This window comes from Mesorhizobium sp. M1295, assembly GCF_040318135.1.
In the GTDB taxonomy this organism is placed as follows: Bacteria; Pseudomonadota; Alphaproteobacteria; order Rhizobiales; family Rhizobiaceae; genus Mesorhizobium.
Map to the genome: position 1 here is coordinate 59,169 of NZ_JAMYLU010000023.1, position 18,684 is coordinate 77,852.

The 18,684-nt window shown below is 58.3% G+C and carries 23 protein-coding genes; 17 read left to right on the plus strand and 6 right to left on the minus strand.

What is annotated here, in order from left to right; genetic code table 11:
• Positions 1 to 27 precede the first annotated feature (27 nt).
• The 4 genes from NKH29_RS26105 (at position 28) to NKH29_RS26120 (ending at position 1,212) form a co-directional block, all read left to right on the plus strand.
• On the plus strand, positions 28 to 213 hold the full coding sequence (locus tag NKH29_RS26105; RefSeq protein WP_031194823.1) for a hypothetical protein: 186 nt from the start codon (positions 28 to 30) through the stop codon (positions 211 to 213).
• A 139-nt stretch (positions 214 to 352) separates the two neighbouring features.
• Complete coding sequence (locus NKH29_RS26110; protein WP_031194824.1) at positions 353 to 535, plus strand: hypothetical protein; 183 nt, start codon at positions 353 to 355, stop codon at positions 533 to 535.
• A 179-nt stretch (positions 536 to 714) separates the two neighbouring features.
• Complete coding sequence (locus tag NKH29_RS26115; protein ID WP_023721751.1) at positions 715 to 882, plus strand: hypothetical protein; 168 nt, start codon at positions 715 to 717, stop codon at positions 880 to 882.
• A 159-nt stretch (positions 883 to 1,041) separates the two neighbouring features.
• A complete protein-coding gene (locus NKH29_RS26120) occupies positions 1,042 to 1,212 on the plus strand; it encodes a hypothetical protein (RefSeq protein WP_023721752.1) in 171 nt (56 codons plus the stop codon).
• Positions 1,213 to 1,425: 213 nt separating this feature from the next.
• On the opposite strand, the gene NKH29_RS26125 is transcribed toward NKH29_RS26120, so the two are convergent.
• The 3 genes from NKH29_RS26125 to NKH29_RS26135 all read right to left on the minus strand — a co-directional run bounded on the left by NKH29_RS26125 (position 1,426) and on the right by NKH29_RS26135 (position 2,293).
• Positions 1,426 to 1,578, minus strand: coding sequence for a hypothetical protein (locus tag NKH29_RS26125; RefSeq protein ID WP_352494276.1), 153 nt, complete (start codon positions 1,576 to 1,578; stop codon positions 1,426 to 1,428).
• A 70-nt stretch (positions 1,579 to 1,648) separates the two neighbouring features.
• On the minus strand, positions 1,649 to 1,864 hold the full coding sequence (locus NKH29_RS26130) for a hypothetical protein (RefSeq protein ID WP_084642967.1): 216 nt from the start codon (positions 1,862 to 1,864) through the stop codon (positions 1,649 to 1,651).
• A 144-nt stretch (positions 1,865 to 2,008) separates the two neighbouring features.
• On the minus strand, positions 2,009 to 2,293 hold the full coding sequence (locus tag NKH29_RS26135) for a hypothetical protein (RefSeq protein WP_352790585.1): 285 nt from the start codon (positions 2,291 to 2,293) through the stop codon (positions 2,009 to 2,011).
• A 62-nt stretch (positions 2,294 to 2,355) separates the two neighbouring features.
• On the opposite strand from NKH29_RS26135, the gene NKH29_RS26140 reads away from it, so the two are divergent.
• Together NKH29_RS26140 and NKH29_RS26145 are read left to right on the plus strand one after the other, a co-directional pair.
• Positions 2,356 to 2,589, plus strand: a complete 234-nt coding sequence (locus tag NKH29_RS26140; RefSeq protein ID WP_353000916.1) for a glycosyltransferase family 9 protein — start codon at positions 2,356 to 2,358, stop codon at positions 2,587 to 2,589.
• Positions 2,590 to 2,934: 345 nt separating this feature from the next.
• Positions 2,935 to 3,672 carry a polysaccharide deacetylase family protein gene (locus NKH29_RS26145; protein WP_352938277.1) on the plus strand — a complete coding sequence of 246 codons (738 nt, stop codon included), beginning with the start codon at positions 2,935 to 2,937 and terminating at the stop codon, positions 3,670 to 3,672.
• Here the strand turns inward: NKH29_RS26145 and NKH29_RS26150 are convergent, their stop codons facing one another.
• Both NKH29_RS26150 and NKH29_RS26155 read right to left on the minus strand, forming a co-directional pair.
• Positions 3,673 to 4,062: a DUF427 domain-containing protein gene (locus tag NKH29_RS26150; RefSeq protein ID WP_352790581.1), complete on the minus strand. Its 390-nt coding sequence runs from the start codon at positions 4,060 to 4,062 to the stop codon at positions 3,673 to 3,675.
• 126 nt (positions 4,063 to 4,188) lie between these two features.
• A complete protein-coding gene (locus NKH29_RS26155; protein ID WP_353000889.1) occupies positions 4,189 to 4,575 on the minus strand; it encodes a hypothetical protein in 387 nt (128 codons plus the stop codon).
• A gap of 178 nt (positions 4,576 to 4,753) precedes the next feature.
• Here NKH29_RS26155 and NKH29_RS26160 point away from each other — a divergent pair, with 178 nt between their 5' ends.
• Positions 4,754 to 6,382, plus strand: a complete 1,629-nt coding sequence (locus tag NKH29_RS26160) for a fatty-acid--CoA ligase (RefSeq protein ID WP_353000891.1) — start codon at positions 4,754 to 4,756, stop codon at positions 6,380 to 6,382.
• Between the two features lie 83 nt (positions 6,383 to 6,465).
• Entirely contained in the window at positions 6,466 to 7,251 is a 786-nt protein-coding gene (locus NKH29_RS26165) for a DUF1499 domain-containing protein (protein WP_353000893.1), read from the plus strand.
• A gap of 13 nt (positions 7,252 to 7,264) precedes the next feature.
• Here the strand turns inward: NKH29_RS26165 and NKH29_RS26170 are convergent, their stop codons facing one another.
• Positions 7,265 to 8,173 carry an MBL fold metallo-hydrolase gene (locus NKH29_RS26170; RefSeq protein WP_352484428.1) on the minus strand — a complete coding sequence of 303 codons (909 nt, stop codon included), beginning with the start codon at positions 8,171 to 8,173 and terminating at the stop codon, positions 7,265 to 7,267.
• Between the two features lie 115 nt (positions 8,174 to 8,288).
• On the opposite strand from NKH29_RS26170, the gene NKH29_RS26175 reads away from it, so the two are divergent.
• The 9 genes from NKH29_RS26175 (at position 8,289) to NKH29_RS26215 (ending at position 18,545) form a co-directional block, all read left to right on the plus strand.
• Positions 8,289 to 8,879, plus strand: a complete 591-nt coding sequence (locus NKH29_RS26175; protein WP_352812735.1) for a biotin transporter BioY — start codon at positions 8,289 to 8,291, stop codon at positions 8,877 to 8,879.
• A 382-nt stretch (positions 8,880 to 9,261) separates the two neighbouring features.
• The gene (nusG, locus tag NKH29_RS26180; RefSeq protein WP_353000895.1) at positions 9,262 to 9,825 is read left to right on the plus strand and encodes a transcription termination/antitermination protein NusG; all 564 of its coding nucleotides are present in this window, start codon (positions 9,262 to 9,264) and stop codon (positions 9,823 to 9,825) included.
• A 147-nt stretch (positions 9,826 to 9,972) separates the two neighbouring features.
• Positions 9,973 to 11,292, plus strand: a complete 1,320-nt coding sequence (locus NKH29_RS26185) for a UDP-glucose dehydrogenase family protein (RefSeq protein ID WP_352812732.1) — start codon at positions 9,973 to 9,975, stop codon at positions 11,290 to 11,292.
• Between the two features lie 40 nt (positions 11,293 to 11,332).
• Positions 11,333 to 12,610: a sugar transferase gene (locus tag NKH29_RS26190; protein ID WP_353000897.1), complete on the plus strand. Its 1,278-nt coding sequence runs from the start codon at positions 11,333 to 11,335 to the stop codon at positions 12,608 to 12,610.
• A 163-nt stretch (positions 12,611 to 12,773) separates the two neighbouring features.
• Entirely contained in the window at positions 12,774 to 13,868 is a 1,095-nt protein-coding gene (gene gmd / locus NKH29_RS26195) for a GDP-mannose 4,6-dehydratase (RefSeq protein ID WP_352812728.1), read from the plus strand.
• A gap of 20 nt (positions 13,869 to 13,888) precedes the next feature.
• The gene (locus NKH29_RS26200; RefSeq protein WP_352812727.1) at positions 13,889 to 14,644 is read left to right on the plus strand and encodes a glycosyltransferase family 2 protein; all 756 of its coding nucleotides are present in this window, start codon (positions 13,889 to 13,891) and stop codon (positions 14,642 to 14,644) included.
• An 89-nt stretch (positions 14,645 to 14,733) separates the two neighbouring features.
• Complete coding sequence (locus NKH29_RS26205) at positions 14,734 to 15,840, plus strand: glycosyltransferase family 4 protein (RefSeq protein WP_353000918.1); 1,107 nt, start codon at positions 14,734 to 14,736, stop codon at positions 15,838 to 15,840.
• Positions 15,841 to 15,858: 18 nt separating this feature from the next.
• On the plus strand, positions 15,859 to 16,962 hold the full coding sequence (locus NKH29_RS26210) for a polysaccharide pyruvyl transferase family protein (RefSeq protein ID WP_353000899.1): 1,104 nt from the start codon (positions 15,859 to 15,861) through the stop codon (positions 16,960 to 16,962).
• A gap of 65 nt (positions 16,963 to 17,027) precedes the next feature.
• The gene (locus tag NKH29_RS26215; protein ID WP_352812723.1) at positions 17,028 to 18,545 is read left to right on the plus strand and encodes an oligosaccharide flippase family protein; all 1,518 of its coding nucleotides are present in this window, start codon (positions 17,028 to 17,030) and stop codon (positions 18,543 to 18,545) included.
• Positions 18,546 to 18,684 lie beyond the last annotated feature (139 nt).

Here is an 18,684-nt window from a genome sequence, read left to right on the forward strand (position 1 = left end):
TGTGAAATGGGGCGCGGGATGGTGAACATGTCTGATGATGAACAAACGGCTGCGGCCCGCTGGACGGTGAAGGCCGAACTCCGCGCGGTCGGCCGCGACAAGCCGCTGCTGCTGGTGCTGGCGGCGATCCTCTGCCTCTATTGCGCATTTGTCGCCGGTCCGATCGTCTATGTGGTGCTGGCCATCAACGGCATTGCGGATTTCTTCAAATGAAGCCGGTTCCGGCGATCTCGCTGTGGTCCGGCGCGCTGCGTCTACCGGCCCCGAAATTGCTCGACCTGGACGAAATTACTTAGCCGGGATGAAACCGTTCCCGTCTATCGTTCGTACCTTGGGGGTAGGGGAAGGACACGTGACGATAAGAATCAGGCTTCCGGGCGGGACTTTGAAGATCAAGAAGAGGGACGAGCTGCGGCGTCGCGAGCAGAAGCGCGAGGTGCCGGTTTGGCAGGTCGGCAATTATTTCGTCATCTGGTGGCCGAGCGGCATGTCCGATCGCCCATCCTCGCCCAACAAGTCCTCGCCCAGGAAATAGCCCCCGCACCCGACGATCCCGGCTGGGCATGACGCCCCGGTGCAGGATCAGGAACCGCCGTGCGCGCCAAAACGTCCGAGACCGCTCGACTAACCCCAGAAATAGTCCGCGGACAGGCGTTGACTCTTCCGAGACGGAAGGTCTCTTGTGCTGCATTGCACAATGGGGCGACGGAATCGATGGCGGTGCGTATCAGGATGCCTGGCGGCACGCTGAAGGTGAAGGTGTATCGCGAATTGCGCGATCGCGAGCGCGCCCGCCGCATACCCGTCGTCAAGATCGGCCGGGTTTATTTTACTTGGTGGTCGAACCGCCAGCGCCTGATTGACGATCGGTCGCCAGGGTGACGCCCCAATTCTTTCGGCCTGGCATGCGCCTGCCCGCCCGCCTGCGCGGGCCAGCTCGCAAAATAAGTTGATGATGATGCTGTTGACTCTTCCGTAACGGAAGGTCTCTATTCACCGCATTGCACAAAATTGCTGCGTTGCACAACGGGAGTTGGACCGATGGCAGTGCGTATCAGGTTGCCGGGCGGCACTCTGAAGATGAAGACCTATCGTGAGTTGCGAGCCAGGGAACGCGACCGCCGCGTGCCTGTGATGAAGATGGGCTCGCTGTATTTTGTCTGGTGGTCGAAGTCTCAAGGCCAAGAAAAGCCACAGGACAACCCTCGGTAAACTAACAAGTCTGCAACATGATCAGCATCAGGGCCGGCTCATACGACGGCAGGTTTGAGCCGGCGCTTCGGATGGCAATAGTCTGTCGTGGAGCAGGTTTGATCCATTTTATAGTATGCGTGACCAAGGAACTGGCAGTGAGAACAAAACCTGCGTCTGACGACTTGGGATCGATCGGATGTTAGCGCGGTGACGAGAGCCTTTAACGCACGGTTACTGACTTGCAGCACGCACTGTGACCTGGCGCCGTGATGGCGCTTTTGGGATCGCTGCCTCGACTTTGATCTGCTCGATCTGGAACAGATGCGCCGCGCAATCGGCGGCGCAGGCTGCAAAGAACGGCTGCGGATCAGCGTTGGAATCCACCAGCTTCTGTCCTTACCAATTCGTAACCAAATTCACGCGAACGTTCGCGTGACGGCTCCAAATCCCGACATCATTTCTGCCCAGTTTCCAGGCCCCAAACCCGTCCCGGTGCCAGAAACAGGTGTTGCAGTACCCGCCCACGCACGTCCGCTCGATTCCTCCAGACGAATTCATCGGCGATCTTGTCCTCGCCTCCGCGCTCGCCAGTAACCTGCGCCTCCAATATCCAAGGGCCAGGATCGTGTTCCTTTGCGAGGCGGACTTTTGCCGGTGCCTGATGGCTCATGGCGTCGCCTCGGACGTGGTGGCGTTCCGGCGCGCACGGATGCGTTGCACTCCTGTGCAGCGTGGTCGCGAGCCTTACACGTTGGCGCGCGCTCCGCGCCGGTTACAGTTCGATCTGACCATCGACGTGGCCGATTCCAAAATCTCACGCACCATCGGTCAGGCTCGTCAATGCCAAGACCCGCGTCGGATACGATCCTCCCGAAAGCCGTTGCGCTGGCTGGAACGCCAGCCCGCCAACGTCGCAGCCAAGCCGTTTGGCTTTGGTGGCCAGTATTATCTCTACCGATATCTTTCGCCGCTTGAGGCGCTTGGCGTGGAGTTGCGTGCGCAGGTCCCAACGATTGAGCCGCTGCCGTTGGAGACCGCCAGGGCATTGGCGCTTCTCGACCGGGATCATAATCGGCGTAACGCCTTCATAGCCGTTCATGCGGGAGCGAGCTTCCGGGGAGGCAATGGCAACCGGAACGTTTTGCGCTGGCGATCGACGAGATCTCGCGACAGACCGGGTTGGACTTCCTGCTTGTCGGCGGCCTCGATGAACGGGCATCTGCCGAGCGCATCGCCGCCAAGGCCGGTTCGCCGGTCGTCAACGTGGTCGGGGCTCTGTCACTGGCAACGCTGCCGGCTGTCCCCGGCCAAGCACGCCTGTTTCTGGGGCACGAGAGTGGCCCAAGCACATGGCCGCCGCCGCGGGAACGCCGGTTGTCGGTCTCTTCGGCCTGACCGACCCGGCCGTCTGAGGTCCTGTCGCCGTGGCCAGGGTTACGCCGCGGCCCTCGATACTTGCGAGTCCATAGCCAGGAGCCTGTGCCGCCGGACCGATGCGAGCAAGGCTTGCAGCGTCTGGCGACTTGAGGTCAAAGCGGTTGCCGGCGCGGTGCGCGCGATCCTTTCACGTACGGTTAAGGACGTGGAGCACGCATTGTGACCTCGCGCTTGCCAAAGGTCAGGCCGGCGGTCAAATTGCCGCTGCAGACGCTTTTGCAGGGGCATCGTCCCGATTTCCGCCTTGATGGCGGTCTTGGGGTCGCCGCTTCACTCTTGATCCGGCCGACCTGGAAATAATCGATGCGCCCGTTCCAAAAGTATTTTTGCGCCATTGCGATATCGCTGTGGGCTGTTTCTCCTGGCAACGCCCAGTTGCTCGTCGCACCGACGCTGCACATCAAGGCCGAGGCGGGCGGCGGCCGCGTCGCGCTGACGCTCGATGCGTGCGGCGGAAGGACCGACACACGGATTCTCTCGGCGCTGGTGGAAAACAAGATTCCTGCCACCATTTTCGTCACCGGCATCTGGCTGAAGCACAACGCCGCCGCCGTCGAGATCATGCGGGCGCATCCCGAACTGTTTGAATTGGAAAACCATGGCGGCCGCCATGTCCCGGCTGTCGACACGCCGCAAAAGATCTACGGCATTCGCAGTGCCGGCAGCCCGGAGGCCGTGCTGGCCGAGGTCGAATCGGGTGCTGCCGCTCTCGCCGTGACCGGCGAGCCGGCGCCGAAATGGTTTCGCGGCGCGACCGCCGAATACAGCCCGTCGGCAATCGCGATGATACGCAAGCTTGGTTTCAAGATCGCCGGATTCTCAATCAACGGCGATGGCGGCTCATTGCTCGGCGCAAAAGAGACCGCCCGACGCATTGCCGCGGCGAAGGACGGCGACGTCCTCATCGCTCACATCAACCAGCCGACCCATGCGGCCGGCGAAGGCGTGGTGCAGGGACTTCTGGCGCTGAAGGCCAAGGGCCTCACCTTCGTCCGGCTCGACGATGCCGACGGTGTTGGCGATGAAGGCACCACCGACTGATCAGTCGGGCGTGGCCTCGATGGTCACCTTGTTTGGATAGAACGCGCCGTGGTCGCGGATATCGGCCATTTCGTCGAACGGCCGCTCATAGGCCCACATCGCATCCTTGCCTGCATCGCCGGCGGGCAGCACGCTCCAATAGCTGGCATCGCCCTTGTAGGGGCAATGGGTCGAGAGCTCGGTCTTGCCAAGCTTGTTGAAGTCGATGTCGTCGAACGGAATGTAGAAAACAGGGGGGTAGGGCGGTTCGGTCAGCACCTTGACCTTGCTGGACGAGGCGATCACTAGGCCGCCGGCGCGCACCGTCACGGTGCCCTTGTAAGGCTCGACGGTGATGATCTTGCCGGGATTGCGCTGAAAGCCGGGTGCCGGGTTTGCGATCTGGTCCATGTCGGATCTCCTTGCCTCAACCCCAAATGTGTCTGGCAAGCGCGTTGTGCAAGACCTGCCTGCCGCGACGCCAAAGCGTCGACCGCGGGGGCAAGTCTCACCTCTTTCTTCCGCTTCGCCGAAAACTCAGGCGGCGGTCTGGAATGCGTCCATCAGCCCGGCATAGGCGGCGGCAATGCCGGCCACCGGATTGGTGCTTTTCGAGGTGGTCTCGACCTTCAGCGCACCACCGCTGGCAGGCAAGGTGAGCAGCAGGAACTGGCGATTGCCGCCATCGCCGACGCAGGCGGCAGCGACGTGCTGGCTTTCGCCCTCGTTCTCGACGCACATCTTGAACAAGAGCGTGCCGCCGACCGCTTCGAGAGCGCCACCGACGACCTCGACGAATTCATCTTCGGAAATGGTTTTGGCGTCGGGCACCAGATCGGCCTGGGCGCCATCGGCCGCCACCAGATCGGTCAGACTTTCGGCAAGCGTATTTTCGAGGGCTTTGTCGTCGAGCTGCGCGTCCATGCGAACCTCTTTCATTCGCCAATCGCGCCCCGCCTGTTAATCAACGTTAACGCCGAGCATGGCCGGATTGTGGCGAATTCGGCCTCGTTTGGCTCTATGCACCGCTTCAGCCCGGTTCTGGCTAGACAATCCGCCGATTCCTCCCACAATGGCGCAAAAAAATTACGGGAGGAGCACGATGCTCGGGCTGATGCAGGAATGGCCGCTGCTTTGCCACAAGCTGATCGACAACGCCGAGCGGCAGCACGGCAGCCGCGAGATCGTGTCGCGTTCGATCGAGGGGCCGATCGTGCGCAGCACATATGCCGAAATCCATCATCGTGCCCTGAAGGTCGCCGAGCGGCTAGAGCGTGACGGTTTCGGGCTTGGCGACCGCCTCGCGACCCTGGCCTGGAACACCGCGCGCCACATCGAGGCGTGGTACGGCATCATGGGTGTCGGCGCGATCTATCACACGCTCTACCCGCGGCTCTTTCCCGAGCAGATCACCTGGATCATGAACAATGCCGAGGATAAGGCAATCTTCGTCGACCTGACCTTCCTGCCGCTGCTTGAAAAGATCGCCGGCGCGGTCAAGTCGCTGAAGCAGGTTATCGTGCTGACCGACAAGGTGCATTTACCCGAGACTGCGCTGCCCAATGTCGTTGCCTATGAAGAATGGCTTGCTCAAGCCGACGGCAACTTCGCCTGGAAGACAGTCGATGAAAACACCGCTGCCGGCATGTGCTACACCTCGGGCACGACGGGCGACCCGAAAGGCGTCCTCTACAGCCATCGTTCGAACGTGCTGCACGCCATGATCGAAGCGATGCCCGACGCCATGGGCCTGTCGTCGCGCGATACCATATTGCCGGTCGTGCCGATGTTTCACGCCAATGCCTGGGGCCTTGCCCAGAGCGCGCCGATGATTGGCGCCAAGCTGGTCATGCCCGGCTGCAAGATGGATGGCGCTTCGATCTACGAGCTGCTCGACACCGAGAAGGTGACCTTCAGCGCCGCCGTGCCGACGGTGTGGATGATGCTTCTCCAGCATCTGGAAGAGACCGGCAAGAAACTACCCTATCTGCAGAAAGTCGTCATCGGAGGCGCGTCCTGTCCACGCGCGATCACGACGAAGTTCCAGGACAATTACGATGTCCAGGTCGTCCACGCCTGGGGCATGACCGAGATGTCGCCGGTCGGCACGCTGTGCACCCTGAAGCCGGACTATGCCGGGCTGAAGGGTGACGCCCGCCTCGCCGTCCAGCAGAAGCAGGGCTTTACGCCGTTCGGCATCGAAATGAAGGTGACGGACGACGCCGGCAACGAACTGCCATGGGACGGCAAGACCTTCGGTCGGCTCAAGGTCCGCGGGCCGGCCGTCGCGCGCGCCTATTATGGCGGCATCGGATCCGAACAGTTCGATCAAGACGGCTGGTTCGATACCGGTGACGTCGCGCATATCGACCCCGGAGGCTATATGCAGATCACCGACCGCGCCAAGGACGTCATCAAGTCGGGCGGCGAATGGATCTCGACCATCGAGCTCGAGAACCTCGCGGTCGGCCATCCCGATGTGGCGGAGGCCGCCGCCATCGGCATTCCGCATTCGAAATGGGGCGAGCGGCCTTTGCTCGTGGTCGTCCGCAAGCCGGGTAGGGAGCCGACCAAGACGGATATTCTCGCTTTCATGGACGGCAAGGTGGCGAAGTGGTGGATGCCGGACGACGTCGCTTTTGTCGGCGAAATCCCACACACCGCTGCCGGCAAGATCCAGAAGATTACCTTGCGCCAGCAGTTCCGGGATTATCACCTGCCGACGGATTGACCGGAGATGCGGCGTCTTTGCGCCTTCAAGCCGCCGCTGAAAGGCACTATGCCTTTGTTCGGGTTGGGGCAGCGCGGAAAACAATGACGGGAATTCCCGAGCGACAAACGTCGAGGGCCGCCGGTTGGTCGCGGCGTGCCGGCGCGTTTTCGGCAGTCCTGCTGCTGACCGCTCTCATCGGCCATCGCTATGACCTCGTCGAGACCCAAGCTTTCCTATGGGTGCTTGGCATTGTCGCCTTGCTGGCCGCGTTCGCGCTTTTGTTTGGCGGGTTTGCCTTCGCGCGATTGTGGAACTTCGGTGATCGTGGCGGCCAAGACCTGACCGCCGGCGCCTTGCTGGCGCTTCTGGTGCTCATCCCTTACGCTGTCGGGGCCTATTGGGCGGCGACCTATCCGCCGCTGCGCGACATCTCGACGGATTTCGACGACCCGCCGGCGCTCGATAGTTCTACCCGGACAAAGGATATGAACGAGCTTTTGCCGCCGACACTCGGCGAGCAGCGCCTGCAAATCGAAGCTTATCCGCTTGTTACCGGACGCAGCTACACCTTGCCTTTCGGTCGCGTTCTGGAGGCGGTCAAAACTGTGCTCGATCGGCGCGGCTGGCAGCTCACGGCGCCGTTTCCCGACGCAGCAGGGCAAAGCGACGTGACGGTCGATGCGCTGGCCAAGAGCTTGCTGCTTGGTCTTCCCGCCGATGTCGCCATCCGCGTGACCGACGACGGCGATGCGGTCATCGCCGATATGCGCTCGGCCTCGCGTTACGGCCGCTACGACCTTGGCGACAATGCAGCGCGCATCACCGATTTCCTTGCCGAACTCGACCAGGAAGTCGCCGGCCAGGTGGGCGTGGCGCCGGCGGAATGAAATCCGAAGTGTGCTACGTTGCCGGCGAATAGATGCCGCCGATAGCCGGCGCGCCATCGGTGTGGACCAGGCCGCGCGCCACCAGGTCTTCCAGGTGGGCAAGCACCGACAGGCCGGCCGCGCTATGCAGGCGCGGGTCGGTGTCTCGATAGATCGCCTCCACCATGTCCTTGATTGTCCGGTCGCCGTTGTTGATCCGCTCCAGAATTGCGCGTTCGCGCATTTTGCGATGCGTTTTCAATCCGCGCATGAAGCTGCGCGGCTCGGTCACCGGCCCACCATGACCGGGCAGCAGCAGCCGGTCGTCACGTTCGATCAGCCGATCGAGCGATGTCATGTAGTCGGCCATCGCGCCATCCGGCGGCGCGACGATCGTGGTTGCCCACGCCATGACGTGATCGGCCGAGAAAAGGATGCCGGTTCCCTCCAGCGCGAAGGCCGCGTGATTGGCGGTATGGCCGGGCGTCAGCACCGTCCGGATCGCCCAGCCGTCGCCGTCGATCACCATATCGTCCGGCAGCGCGATATCAGGAACAAAGTCGGTGTCGGCGCTGGCGTCGAGCGGATTGACCTCGCCGGTGTGCAACGGCCGCGCCGGGCGATGCCGGCCTTCGGCCAGAACCGCCGCACCGGTATGCTGCTTCAGCCGCGCCGCCAGCGGCGAATGGTCGCGATGCGTGTGGCTGACGAAGATATGGCTGACCGGCCTGGTCCCGATCGCTTCGAGCAGTGTTCGAAGGTGCGCCTCGTCATCCGGACCGGGGTCGATCACCGCCAGCGTCTCGCACCCGACGATATAGCTGTTGGTTCCGTGAAAGGTGAACGGGCTGGGGTTCTTGGCGGTGATCCGAAGTACGTCGGGCGCAACGGTCACGCCCTTGCCATAGGCAGGATCGAAGCGTGTGTCGAATTTCAGCGCCATGCGAACGTCGCGACCTTTTTTGGGGGGAGGGCAAAACCGGATTGCCGCATAGCACGGAAGCCAATATAGGAAAACGCAAGGCCGCGTACGGCGGCAATCCGGAACGGGGAAGACCATGGCTATTGCAACGACGATGCGTCCGCTCATTTCTCTCGCTTTGCCTGAAAAGGGCGCGGCCCGGCTGGCGGGACAGCTTTTGCTGGCGATCGCTGGAACGCTGCTGCTGATCTTGTCTGCCAAGACGAAGGTCATCCTCGGACCAGTCGATATCTCGATGCAGACGCTCGCCGTCTTGCTGATTGCCGCCGCCTTCGGCATGCGCCTCGGGGTCGCCACGCTGCTTCTCTACATGGCTGAGGGCGCGTTGGGCCTTCCGGTCTTCCAGAGCACACCCGAAAAGGGCATCGGCATCGCTTACATGCTCGGTTCGACCGGCGGTTATCTAGCCGGCTTCGTCGTCATGGCGGCGATCGTCGGCTGGGCTGCCGATCGTGGCTGGGATCGCCATCCTATCAAGCTCTTCAATGCCATGCTGGTGGCCGAGATCGTCATGATGGCAATGGGCTTTGCCTGGCTGGCGCTGTTGATCGGCCCGGAAAAGTCCTGGCAGTTCGGGGTGGTGCCCTTTATCGTCGGTGATCTGATCAAGGTTGCGCTGGCCGCGAGCCTGGTGCCGGCTGTTTGGTCGCTGTTGAAGCGTTCCTGAAGCCGGTCGAGCGGAACTGAGGTCAGAAACGGAACTGCACGTTGCATCGCTGTCGCCATGTTGTTGCCTGACCCCCATGACTCGGCGAGCCCGTCACATTAGCTTCAAGTCGACGGACTAAGCACCAGAACCAACGGGCGATTCGTCACGACCAGCGTAACCAAGCACCTACGTATGGAAATAAATTGCTCGACATAGCATCTCAGCCAGCTGAAAAAGAAAGCGGCTCGGTGATTATTTAGGCACAGCTAAATTTCTGGACGATGTGTAGGAAATTCTTAACCCAACCGCCTTGACTCTAGTGGCTTGGTTGCTTGCTGGTATCCACACACTATCGTAACCGTTGACCTGAGATCATGCGCCGACCGCCGAAGGAAGACACGTGAGTAGCGCGGAAAAAACAACGAGCAAGGCAACAGCCCTGTCGCCGGAGCCGACCGCCGCGCCGGCAACGCGCTGGTATGCGGCCAGCGTCTTTCCCGGGAAGGAGCATGTCGCCGAGCGGCATCTCCGGATCCAGGGATTCGAGCCCTTTGTGCCTCGCTGCGAGAAAACCGTGCGTCATGCCCGGCGGCTCGAAACACGGTCCGCAGCTTATTTCCCGGGTTATATGTTCATCGCCCTTGACGTCGCGCTGCAACGTTGGCGCTCGATCAACGGAACGTTCGGTGTGCGCTCCCTCGTCATGCAAGGGGACCGGCCTTTGCCTGTCCCCTCCGGTCTGGTAGAGCGCTTCATTGCATTGACCGGCAAGCATGGCTTGCTCGATTTCAGCGGCGGCCTCGCAGCCGGTGCTTCGGTTCGGATCCTTTCCGGCCCGTTCGCGGAAATGATCGGTCGCCTTGACCGGCTCGATCCAGCCGGAAGGGCTCGGGTTCTGGTTGCCATCATGAATGGCGAGATACCTGTCGACCTTGATGCCAGGGATCTCGTCGCCATCGCATAGTCGTAAGCATCGAGATGCGGCGAGGCGATGCAAATTGTTGTAGGATCGGCTCTCGGGTTTTCACCCGGGAGTGCGGTAGCCGTTCTTCGGTGGGACTAGGCGCTATCTGACGAGATCGTCTCGTCGGCGCTGATGAGAGTACGCGATATGCGAATAACAATGATTGGTGCCGGCTATGTAGGGCTCGTCTCGGGCGCCTGCTTCGCCGACTTTGGCCATCAGGTCTGCTGCGTCGACCGGGATGCGGAAAAGCTTGCTATGCTCAAACTCGGCAAGATACCGATCTACGAGCCAGGGCTCGACGACCTCGTCACCACGAACACAGCGCAAGGTCGCTTGCGTTTCGACGACAATCTGGCCGATGCGGTTTCGCAATCGGATGTCGTCTTCATCGCCGTGGGCACGCCGTCACGGCGTGGCGATGGGCACGCCGATCTGTCCTTCGTCTACGATGCGGCCGCCGAAGTCGGCCGCGCGCTCAAAGGATTTACGGTCGTGGTGACGAAATCGACCGTCCCTGTCGGTACCGGTGATGAGGTGGAACGGATCATCCGCGAGCAAAATTCCGCCGCCGATTTTGCGGTGGTCTCCAATCCCGAATTTCTTCGCGAAGGATCGGCCATCGAGGATTTTAAGCGGCCCGACCGCATCATTGTGGGGACCGATGCAGAACGGGCCAAAGCCGTCATGGGCGAGATCTACCGCCCACTCTCGTTGAATGTCGCGCCGATATTCTATACGAGCCGGCGTACCGCTGAGCTCACCAAATATGCCGGCAACGCGTTTCTGGCCATGAAGATCACCTTCATCAACGAGATTGCCGATCTCTGCGAGCGGCTGGGAGCCGATGTTCAGGACGTCGCGCGCGGCATCGGCATGGACAACCGCATCGGCGCCAAATTTCTTCACGCGGGGCCAGGTTATGGCGGCTCCTGTTTCCCCAAAGATACGCTTGCGCTGGTCAAGACCGCGCAGGACGCGGCAAGCCCCGTGCGGCTTATAGAAACGACGGTCTCGATAAACGATCAGCGCAAGCGGGCGATGGCGCGCAAGGTGGTTGAGGCCTGCGGCGGCACTGTGCGCGGCAAGACTGTCGGTATTCTTGGCCTTACATTCAAGCCGAACACCGACGACATGCGCGATGCCCCCTCATTGGCCATTATTCAGGCACTCCAGGATGCAGGCGCTTCGATCAAGGCCTATGATCCGGTCGGCATGGAGCAGGCGCGCAAGATGATAGAGGGCATTGAATTCGGGGAAAGCGCCTATGCGGTGGCCGAAGGCGCGCATGCGATCGTCATCGTCACCGAGTGGAATGCGTTTCGGTCGCTCGATCTGAAGCGGCTCCGCGCACTTATGGCGACGCCGGTGATGGTTGACCTGCGGAACGTCTATCGCGGCGAGGACGTCTTGAGGGAAGGCATAGCCTATTCCAGCGTTGGCCGAGAGCGGCACCTTGTCAGGTGAACGTCCGGGTTTCCATGGGACCCGGGTTGCGGGATTCAATTTGAGCACCACCACTGTCCAATTGCCCAATCGAAGGCATTTGCTGCTCCGGATGCGCTTTCAGCTGCTTGGCGGATTGACATTCGCGATCTTGTTACCGGCGCTGATCCGCATGTCGTTTGATGAGCAGGTTATCCTGTACTCAAACTTGCAAGTTACGATTATCGCGGCATTCATCGCCCATACGACAGGCTTTTTCCTTTACAAGCGCATCGGCAATTTCCCGGGCGTTGCGGCGGCTGGTTACATCTTGCCGACCTTCGCGCTGACCTATGGCCTCGTGTTCGTCACTATCTTCTTCTTCAGATTTGACTATAGCCGATTCCAGGCCGCCGCAAGTTTCATACAATCGACATTGTGGTATTTTGGCCTGAGCCTGGCCACGCGACGGCTCGATGCATACCGGCTGGCAATAATTCCTGGCGGAGACGTCAATAGGCTGGAGAGCATACCGGGTGTGAGCTGGCACAGGATCCACTCGCCCGACACGGTTGTCGAGTACGCGAGCGGCGTGGTAGCCGATCTCCGAGCCGACCTCTCGGATGAGTGGGAGCGGTATATCGCCGACCGCGCGCTCTCGGGAACACCAGTATATCACGTCAAGCAAATCAGCGAATCGCTCACAGGCCGGGTAGAGATCGAGCATCTTTCTGAAAATACCCTGGGCTCTCTGAATCCAAACCAGGCGTACCTCAAAATAAAACAATCAGTAGACTTGGCTTCTGCATTGTTTGTCCTCATTGTTTTCTCCCCCCTTTTGTTGTTCGTCGCCATTGCTGTAAAGGTCGATTCAACTGGACCTGCGTTGTTTAAACAGAAACGAATGGGCTACAGAGGACAACCTTACGAGGTCTACAAGTTTCGAACGATGAAGCTTAGCGCCACCACTGGCGATGAGAAGGAAGCGGCTATCACAAAGGCCGGCGACACACGTATCACCCGATTGGGGCAGTTCTTAAGAAAATCCAGGATCGACGAGTTGCCGCAGGCCTTCAACATCCTGCGCGGCGAGATGAGCTGGATCGGTCCGCGGCCGGAAGCACTCGTGCTGTCAAAATGGTACGAAGCGGAGCTGCCATTCTATCGGTACCGTCACATCGTGCGGCCTGGGATCACCGGCTGGGCGCAAGTCAACCAGGGCCATGTTGCGGCCGTGGACGACGTCCTGGAAAAACTTCACTATGACTTCTACTACATCAAGAATTTCTCCCCTTGGCTCGATGTACTGATTGTGTTTCGTACCATCCGAACCATGCTGACAGGATTCGGCGCGCGTTGAGCGAGCGAAGAAATCGGACACGAAGCTGCCGTCGTGAGCCTCACAGTACGAGGTAGGCACGAGATTTTGAAATGTTCCAGCTTGTTTGAAATGGATGTTGTAATGCTTAACGTTTCCCTGACCGGCGTTGGGAATATCGTCGAGTCGATCCCGGAGAAGCACAATGAATAGGAAGACTGCGCTCATCACCGGCATCACCGGCCAGGACGGCGCATATCTGGCGGAACTTCTTTTGGCAAAAGGCTATGATGTTCATGGCATCAAGCGGCGTTCCTCGTCATTTAACACCGGTCGCATCGACAGCCTCTACCAGGACCCGCATGAAAAGGACGTAAGGCTCTCGCTGCACTATGGTGACATGACCGATGCCACCAACCTCATCCGCATCGTGCAGGAAGTGCAGCCCGACGAGATTTACAATCTCGCGGCGCAATCGCATGTCCAGGTGAGCTTCGAGACCGCAGAATATACGGCGAATGCCGACGCGATCGGCACATTGCGTCTCCTCGAAGCCATCCGGCTGCTTGGCTTGACAAAAAAGACGCGTTTTTATCAGGCATCGACTTCCGAGCTTTACGGCAAGGTGCAGGAGATCCCGCAACGCGAGACGACGCCTTTCTATCCCCGGTCGCCTTATGCGGCCGCAAAAATCTATGCCTACTGGATCACGGTGAACTACCGCGAAGCCTACGATATCCATGCTTCGAACGGGATACTGTTCAACCACGAGAGCCCGATGCGCGGCGAGACGTTCGTCACCCGCAAGATCACGCGCGCGGCTGCCGCAATCAGCCTCGGCCTTCAGGACAAGCTCTATCTGGGCAATCTGTCGGCTGAACGGGATTGGGGCCATGCCCGCGACTATGTCGAAGGCATGTGGAGAATTCTCCAGCATGTAGTGCCGGACGACTACGTTCTTGCAACTGGCGTCAAGAACTCGGTCCGCCGTTTTGTCGAGCTTGCATTCAATGAGGTTGGGATCAAAATCCGATGGATTGGTTCCGGCATCGAAGAAAAAGGCATCGACTCAAAATCAGGCGCTGTCCTGGTCGAGGTGGACCCGCGCTATTTCAGACCGACCGAAGTTGAGCTTCTGATCGGCGACCCCGCGAAAGCGGAGCGTGTTCTCGGGTGGAAGGCGACGACCTCGCTGGCGACAATGGTCCAGGAAATGGTCCGGTCCGATCTCGAAGCGGTAAGGCGGGAGTCCGAACATCGGCGCCTAGACGAGGACCGAATTCGCGTTTCGGCACAGTAAGCGACGTTGGCCGCGTCGACATGAAAATCTCGGTTTTGACCGTCTGTTGGAACTCTGCGGCGACGATCAGGCATACGATCGACAGCTTCCTGGCTCAGGATCATGGCGACAAGGAACTGGTGGTCATCGACGGCAATTCGTCGGACAAGACGCTGGCAATAGTTCGGTCTTACCCACAGGAGCAGATCCGGCTGGTCAGCGAACCCGACAAGGGAATGTATGATGCGCTTAACAAAGGGCTGCGCCTCTACACCGGAGACGCGGTAGGCGTACTGAATTCAGACGATTGCTTTCACGATCGTACGGCGCTGGGACGGATCTCCGCGGCGCTCGAACAGGCCGACATCGTGCATGGCGATCTGGATTTTGTTGAAAATCATGTCAACAAGCGGGTCCTGCGGCGCTGGCGTGCCGTCCCGAGGCCGGCCAAGGGTTTTCAGACTGGCTGGATGCCGGCCCATCCAACGTTTTACGTCAGGCGGAACGTGGCGGAAACGGTTGGTATGTTCGACCTTGGCCTCAAAGTGGCATCGGACTATGATTGGATGCTAAGGGCAGTTGAACTCCATGGGTTCAAATCCGTTACCACCAACAACGTTTTGGTGGATATGATGGTCGGCGGCGTTAGCACGCGCAGCTTGGCTTCCTACATCGGACATAATTTTGAGGCCCTGCGGTCTCGACGCCAATGGCTTCGCTCCGGTCCAATTGACTACGCGCTCCTTGCGAAGCCTGCGCGCAAGCTGGGGCAATTTTTGTCGAGGCGGTTCACTTAAATGCAGCCTAGTAGGAGTAAGCAATAGAAACTCTACGCATTCTAATATGGTCTCCAACCGGATGCGGTTCGCATTATAGCGGTCCAGCGATTTCAACCTATAGGTTAATACGGGAGGTCGTCAAGAATGCCGAGGTAGAGATCACCTTGGCTCATGGGTCTAGTGTACAAGATCAAGATGACGGTCACTTCAGACGCATCATAAAAATGCCGCGAGTCGACATCGTGGGAAATCGCATTTTGTCGTATGCCAGACAGGTTAGATTTTTAGTGGCATCATATAGTTGGATGCGCAAGAATTATCGCGAATTCGACGTCATGTTTACTCCGGCTTCGAACATTTTAACGTTGCTTCCAAGCATGCATGCCATGCTTATGGGCATTCCGGTTGTTGGGAGGGTGGCCGCTGCTGGCACTGAACTCTACGACAACGGAAAAGGTCGCACGATGATGAGATTATCGTCGCGACGCGCGTCGTTGATATCCAGGCTGTCCAGCGTTCTCGCAATTTCTCGCGAGATTCAGGAACGGTTATATCTACTGGGCGTGCCGCCCGAAAAAGTAATTTACTTTCCGAATTCGGTAGATTGCCTGCGGTTTCGGCCTGCAGATCCAACGGAAAAGTCTAACGCTCGGCGTCGTTTTGGAATTCCAGCCGATGCACGAATTGTCGTACTATTGGTTGGTGCGGTGACGAGGCGGAAAGGACAGCATTTGCTTGTTCAAGCGCTGTCCGATCTGCCCGCTAACGTTCATTTGCTACTTGTCGGTCCCGCGAGAGAAGCCGAGTACAGCTCGCTCCTTGCCTCGTCCATCAATGCGAACGGCCTAGCGGGCCGCGTTCACAGATGCGGGCACATCGAAGACGTTCAGGAAGCTTATTATGCAAGCGACATATTTGCTCTTCCTTCGACCGACGAGGGGATGCCGAACGCCTTGGTCGAGGCCATGTCAGCTGGGTTGGCGTGCATTGGCACCCAGATCTCAGGGATATCTGAGCTTCTGGACGAGGAGCGGGGAATAATTGTCAAAAGGGACGCCGGTGCAATAGCAGAGGCCATTGGCAGATATTTAGAGGCTCCTTCGCTAATGAAATGGCACGCTGATAGTGGAAGAATGTATGTTACCACACATCAAAACAGCAAAATCGCAGCTGGTAAGTTTTATGATCTCTTGCTTGAAGCCTCGACAAAGTAACACGGGATCGAATATACGATGCTGATATTTCATGGAATGCTTCGCAATCACAATTTTGGCGATGTGCTTCTCGCAAAGATATGCCTTTCTTGGGTGAGAGAAGTCTACACATTGCCTATCAAGGCTGTATTTGTAACGCCAGAGCTGAGAGAACGTCTTGGCCTCGCTCCTGCTACACTGTTCGACGTCCTGAGAGCCAATGCCGCCGTTCTGTCCGGAGGCGGCTACTTTCAATTTGCAGAAAACGGACTGAACCCTCTTAAGCGGCTTTACAAGAATGCTGGCCCGATCCTTTTGGCGCAGATGGCCAGGCGTCCCACCGCATTGATCGGAGTTGGAGTCGGCCCAATTCCCGATGGATCAGGCCTTGATTGGATCACACGCGCTGGAATCAGGCAGCTTTTCGGCGCGGCACGGTTGATTTGCGTTAGAGATCTCGGCTCTCTCGATGCGTCCCTTAGCCTTTTAAGTGGCGCAGACCCGATTCAGACAGCAGACATGGTCTTCGCTCTTAGGCCGGAGGATTTGCCTAAGTCTGCAGTAGATTATGCCGACTCTGTCGTGTCGCCGATCTATGCAAACAAGAACGTCGAGAACATCCTCGGCATGCAAATCTCAAGTCTCAGGGAAGAGTCGGCTGGCTATGAGCAGCTCTATGATATACTTGAACGCCGAATAGGCCTGACTCGTGGGAATCATTTCCTGCTGCTCGAAGATCACGTTTACATGGGTTCAGGGCAGCAGCGTTTCCAGGCATACATGAAGCAGAAGCTGGGGCCGGATCGGGCAACTGTCGTTCCTTACCCAGGGCCTTTTCAAATGGCGGCGCTGCTAAGCAGAATGGACGCAGTCCTGACAGACAAACTGCATGTTGGCCTCGTCGCGGCGGCGATGGGAACCGAACCGTTCTCGCTTGCCAAGCATCCAAAGAACATTTCCGCATATGAAGAGATCGGCATTCCAAGCAATTGCGCATTGATCAGTAAAGCTACAGCGGCTGAAGTCGAAGTTATTGTGGAATCATTTCTGAGAAAAAATCAAAGGTTCGAGGTTAGCTCACGAATAAGGGCTGCAGCCTTAAAAAACAAAAAATTGCTTCAAGAGTTCCTGCTGACCATATAACTGCGTTGTCAAAACTATTTCGTGGCGCACACGTTATTGTTTCCCAAGCCAGGATTCCTGTATGGGTGGTGAATTTGCTACAAGGAAGAAAACCAAATCGCGTTCCGAGCGCGCTGTCTGGCCTGGGCTGGACGACTGCGCAAGCCTGGGTAGGCATAGCCGTTCAAATTACGATGTTGGTGTGTCTTTCACGTCTTATCAGTCCTTACGAGTTCGGCGTCTATGGAGTGGCTCTCGCGCCTGTGACGCTGATCGCGGCATTTGCGGAGTTTGGGCTTGGGCCGGGCGTCGTCCGTAGCAGATCGTCAGCTGATCTCGCCTCGGCTGCAGCCGGGTTCATTGCTATAGTTCTTTCGTCAACGCTTTTTCTAGCTATTACCCTATTGAATCTGAATTTTCCGTTTTTTTTTGCTAATGAAAATGGCGTATCTGACCTTATAACGTGGTTGTCGTTTATAATTTTAACTACTCCATTTCTGGCTATTTCGCGTGGCTTGTTACAACGATCTCGTAGGTTTGAAGAGCTGGCGCGCATAGAAATACTGTCCCTAGCCGTCAATATTGTCATCTCGATTTCCGGTGCGATCATCGGTCTTGGAGCATGGGCTCTTGTTGCTGGTCAGATCGGCTATCAGTTTACCAATTTTGCTTTGTCGTTTTTGGCGGCTCGCCCTTCCTTCGGCTACCATCGAGCGGAGGTGATCGAATTGATTCAGTTTTCCTGGGTCTTTGTTTGGCTGCGAGTCATTGACACCGCCTCGATGACGCTAGACCGACTTACAGTCAGCGGCGCGGTAGGGGTCTCAGCAGTGGGCTACTATCAGAGAGCCACCAATGTTCGAACCATCGCGTCGACAATGGCATTTGCGCCGATGGACGTGTTTACCTTTCCGCGCCTATCGGCGGCATTCGGCCGGCCAGAAGCTCTTCGGTACGAGTTTGACAATGCAAAGGCACTTGCTTTGATATCCAGCGTTCCACTGTCAATAGCTATCATTGTCGCTTCTGGGGAGTGGACATCGATCCTATTCGGACCTGCGTGGCAGCCAGCCGCGGTACTTATTCAGATTATGTCTCTAGTTCTTCCGTTTCGCGCCTTGGATCGGGCGAATGCGGTTCTGGCGCGATCAGCTGCACGTCAAGGATGGCGTGTCCCGATACAGTTGGTCACAGTGGGACTCTCGTTGCTAGCGCTTTATCTGCTGGCGCCAAGCTCCCTATACGCAGCAACTTTGGTCGTGACTTGTATTGTGGCCAGTGCGGCTTTGTCGGGCTCGGCGCTTTCGGCCAGTATTTTGGGCCGGCCGTTTGGAGCAGAGTTCCGATTCGGCTTTCCCTGTATCTTTGCTTGGATCTTGGTGACAGCGGTTGGATTGGGGGCCAGTAAAATTGGTGCGCTGGCGATGCCGGCATGGTTAGCTTCCCTGCTCTCCGCCGGCGGCGCCACGTGCCTGTTCATGTGCATAACTTCTTTCAAGCCCCATTGGATTTTTCCGGAAAAGACCGCCACCCTGATGCATGCATACAGGAGGGGCGGCCAATTGCGTGTCCGAAAAGCTTTGATACGGTGGCGGTCCTCGTGAGGTGAAAACAGCTCCATCGCAAGGAAGATTCTGGGGGGCCGGTTTGACGTCGTAGGCGCAACCCAATCCTTCACCCAGACAGAAGTCTATCTGATGCGATGTCGGCAATTGCAATCGAGTTCCAGCTTTGCTGTTTTTG

Excerpts from the sequence above, each read along its gene's own strand:
- NKH29_RS26165 (WP_353000893.1), top strand. The coding sequence starts at position 6,466 with ATGACGGGAATTCCCGAGCGACAAACGTCGAGGGCCGCCGGTTGGTCG.
- NKH29_RS26150 (WP_352790581.1), bottom strand. The coding sequence starts at position 4,062 with ATGGACCAGATCGCAAACCCGGCACCCGGCTTTCAGCGCAATCCCGGC.
- NKH29_RS26155 (WP_353000889.1), bottom strand. The coding sequence starts at position 4,575 with ATGGACGCGCAGCTCGACGACAAAGCCCTCGAAAATACGCTTGCCGAA.
- NKH29_RS26185 (WP_352812732.1), top strand. The coding sequence starts at position 9,973 with ATGCGAATAACAATGATTGGTGCCGGCTATGTAGGGCTCGTCTCGGGC.
- NKH29_RS26200 (WP_352812727.1), top strand. The coding sequence starts at position 13,889 with ATGAAAATCTCGGTTTTGACCGTCTGTTGGAACTCTGCGGCGACGATC.
- NKH29_RS26160 (WP_353000891.1), top strand. The coding sequence starts at position 4,754 with ATGCTCGGGCTGATGCAGGAATGGCCGCTGCTTTGCCACAAGCTGATC.
- NKH29_RS26210 (WP_353000899.1), top strand. The coding sequence starts at position 15,859 with ATGCTGATATTTCATGGAATGCTTCGCAATCACAATTTTGGCGATGTG.
- NKH29_RS26145 (WP_352938277.1), top strand. The coding sequence starts at position 2,935 with ATGCGCCCGTTCCAAAAGTATTTTTGCGCCATTGCGATATCGCTGTGG.
- NKH29_RS26170 (WP_352484428.1), bottom strand. The coding sequence starts at position 8,173 with ATGGCGCTGAAATTCGACACACGCTTCGATCCTGCCTATGGCAAGGGC.
- NKH29_RS26105 (WP_031194823.1), top strand. The coding sequence starts at position 28 with ATGTCTGATGATGAACAAACGGCTGCGGCCCGCTGGACGGTGAAGGCC.
- NKH29_RS26130 (WP_084642967.1), bottom strand. The coding sequence starts at position 1,864 with ATGAGCCATCAGGCACCGGCAAAAGTCCGCCTCGCAAAGGAACACGAT.
- NKH29_RS26115 (WP_023721751.1), top strand. The coding sequence starts at position 715 with ATGGCGGTGCGTATCAGGATGCCTGGCGGCACGCTGAAGGTGAAGGTG.
- gmd (WP_352812728.1), top strand. The coding sequence starts at position 12,774 with ATGAATAGGAAGACTGCGCTCATCACCGGCATCACCGGCCAGGACGGC.
- NKH29_RS26175 (WP_352812735.1), top strand. The coding sequence starts at position 8,289 with ATGGCTATTGCAACGACGATGCGTCCGCTCATTTCTCTCGCTTTGCCT.
- NKH29_RS26120 (WP_023721752.1), top strand. The coding sequence starts at position 1,042 with ATGGCAGTGCGTATCAGGTTGCCGGGCGGCACTCTGAAGATGAAGACC.
- NKH29_RS26135 (WP_352790585.1), bottom strand. The coding sequence starts at position 2,293 with ATGAACGGCTATGAAGGCGTTACGCCGATTATGATCCCGGTCGAGAAG.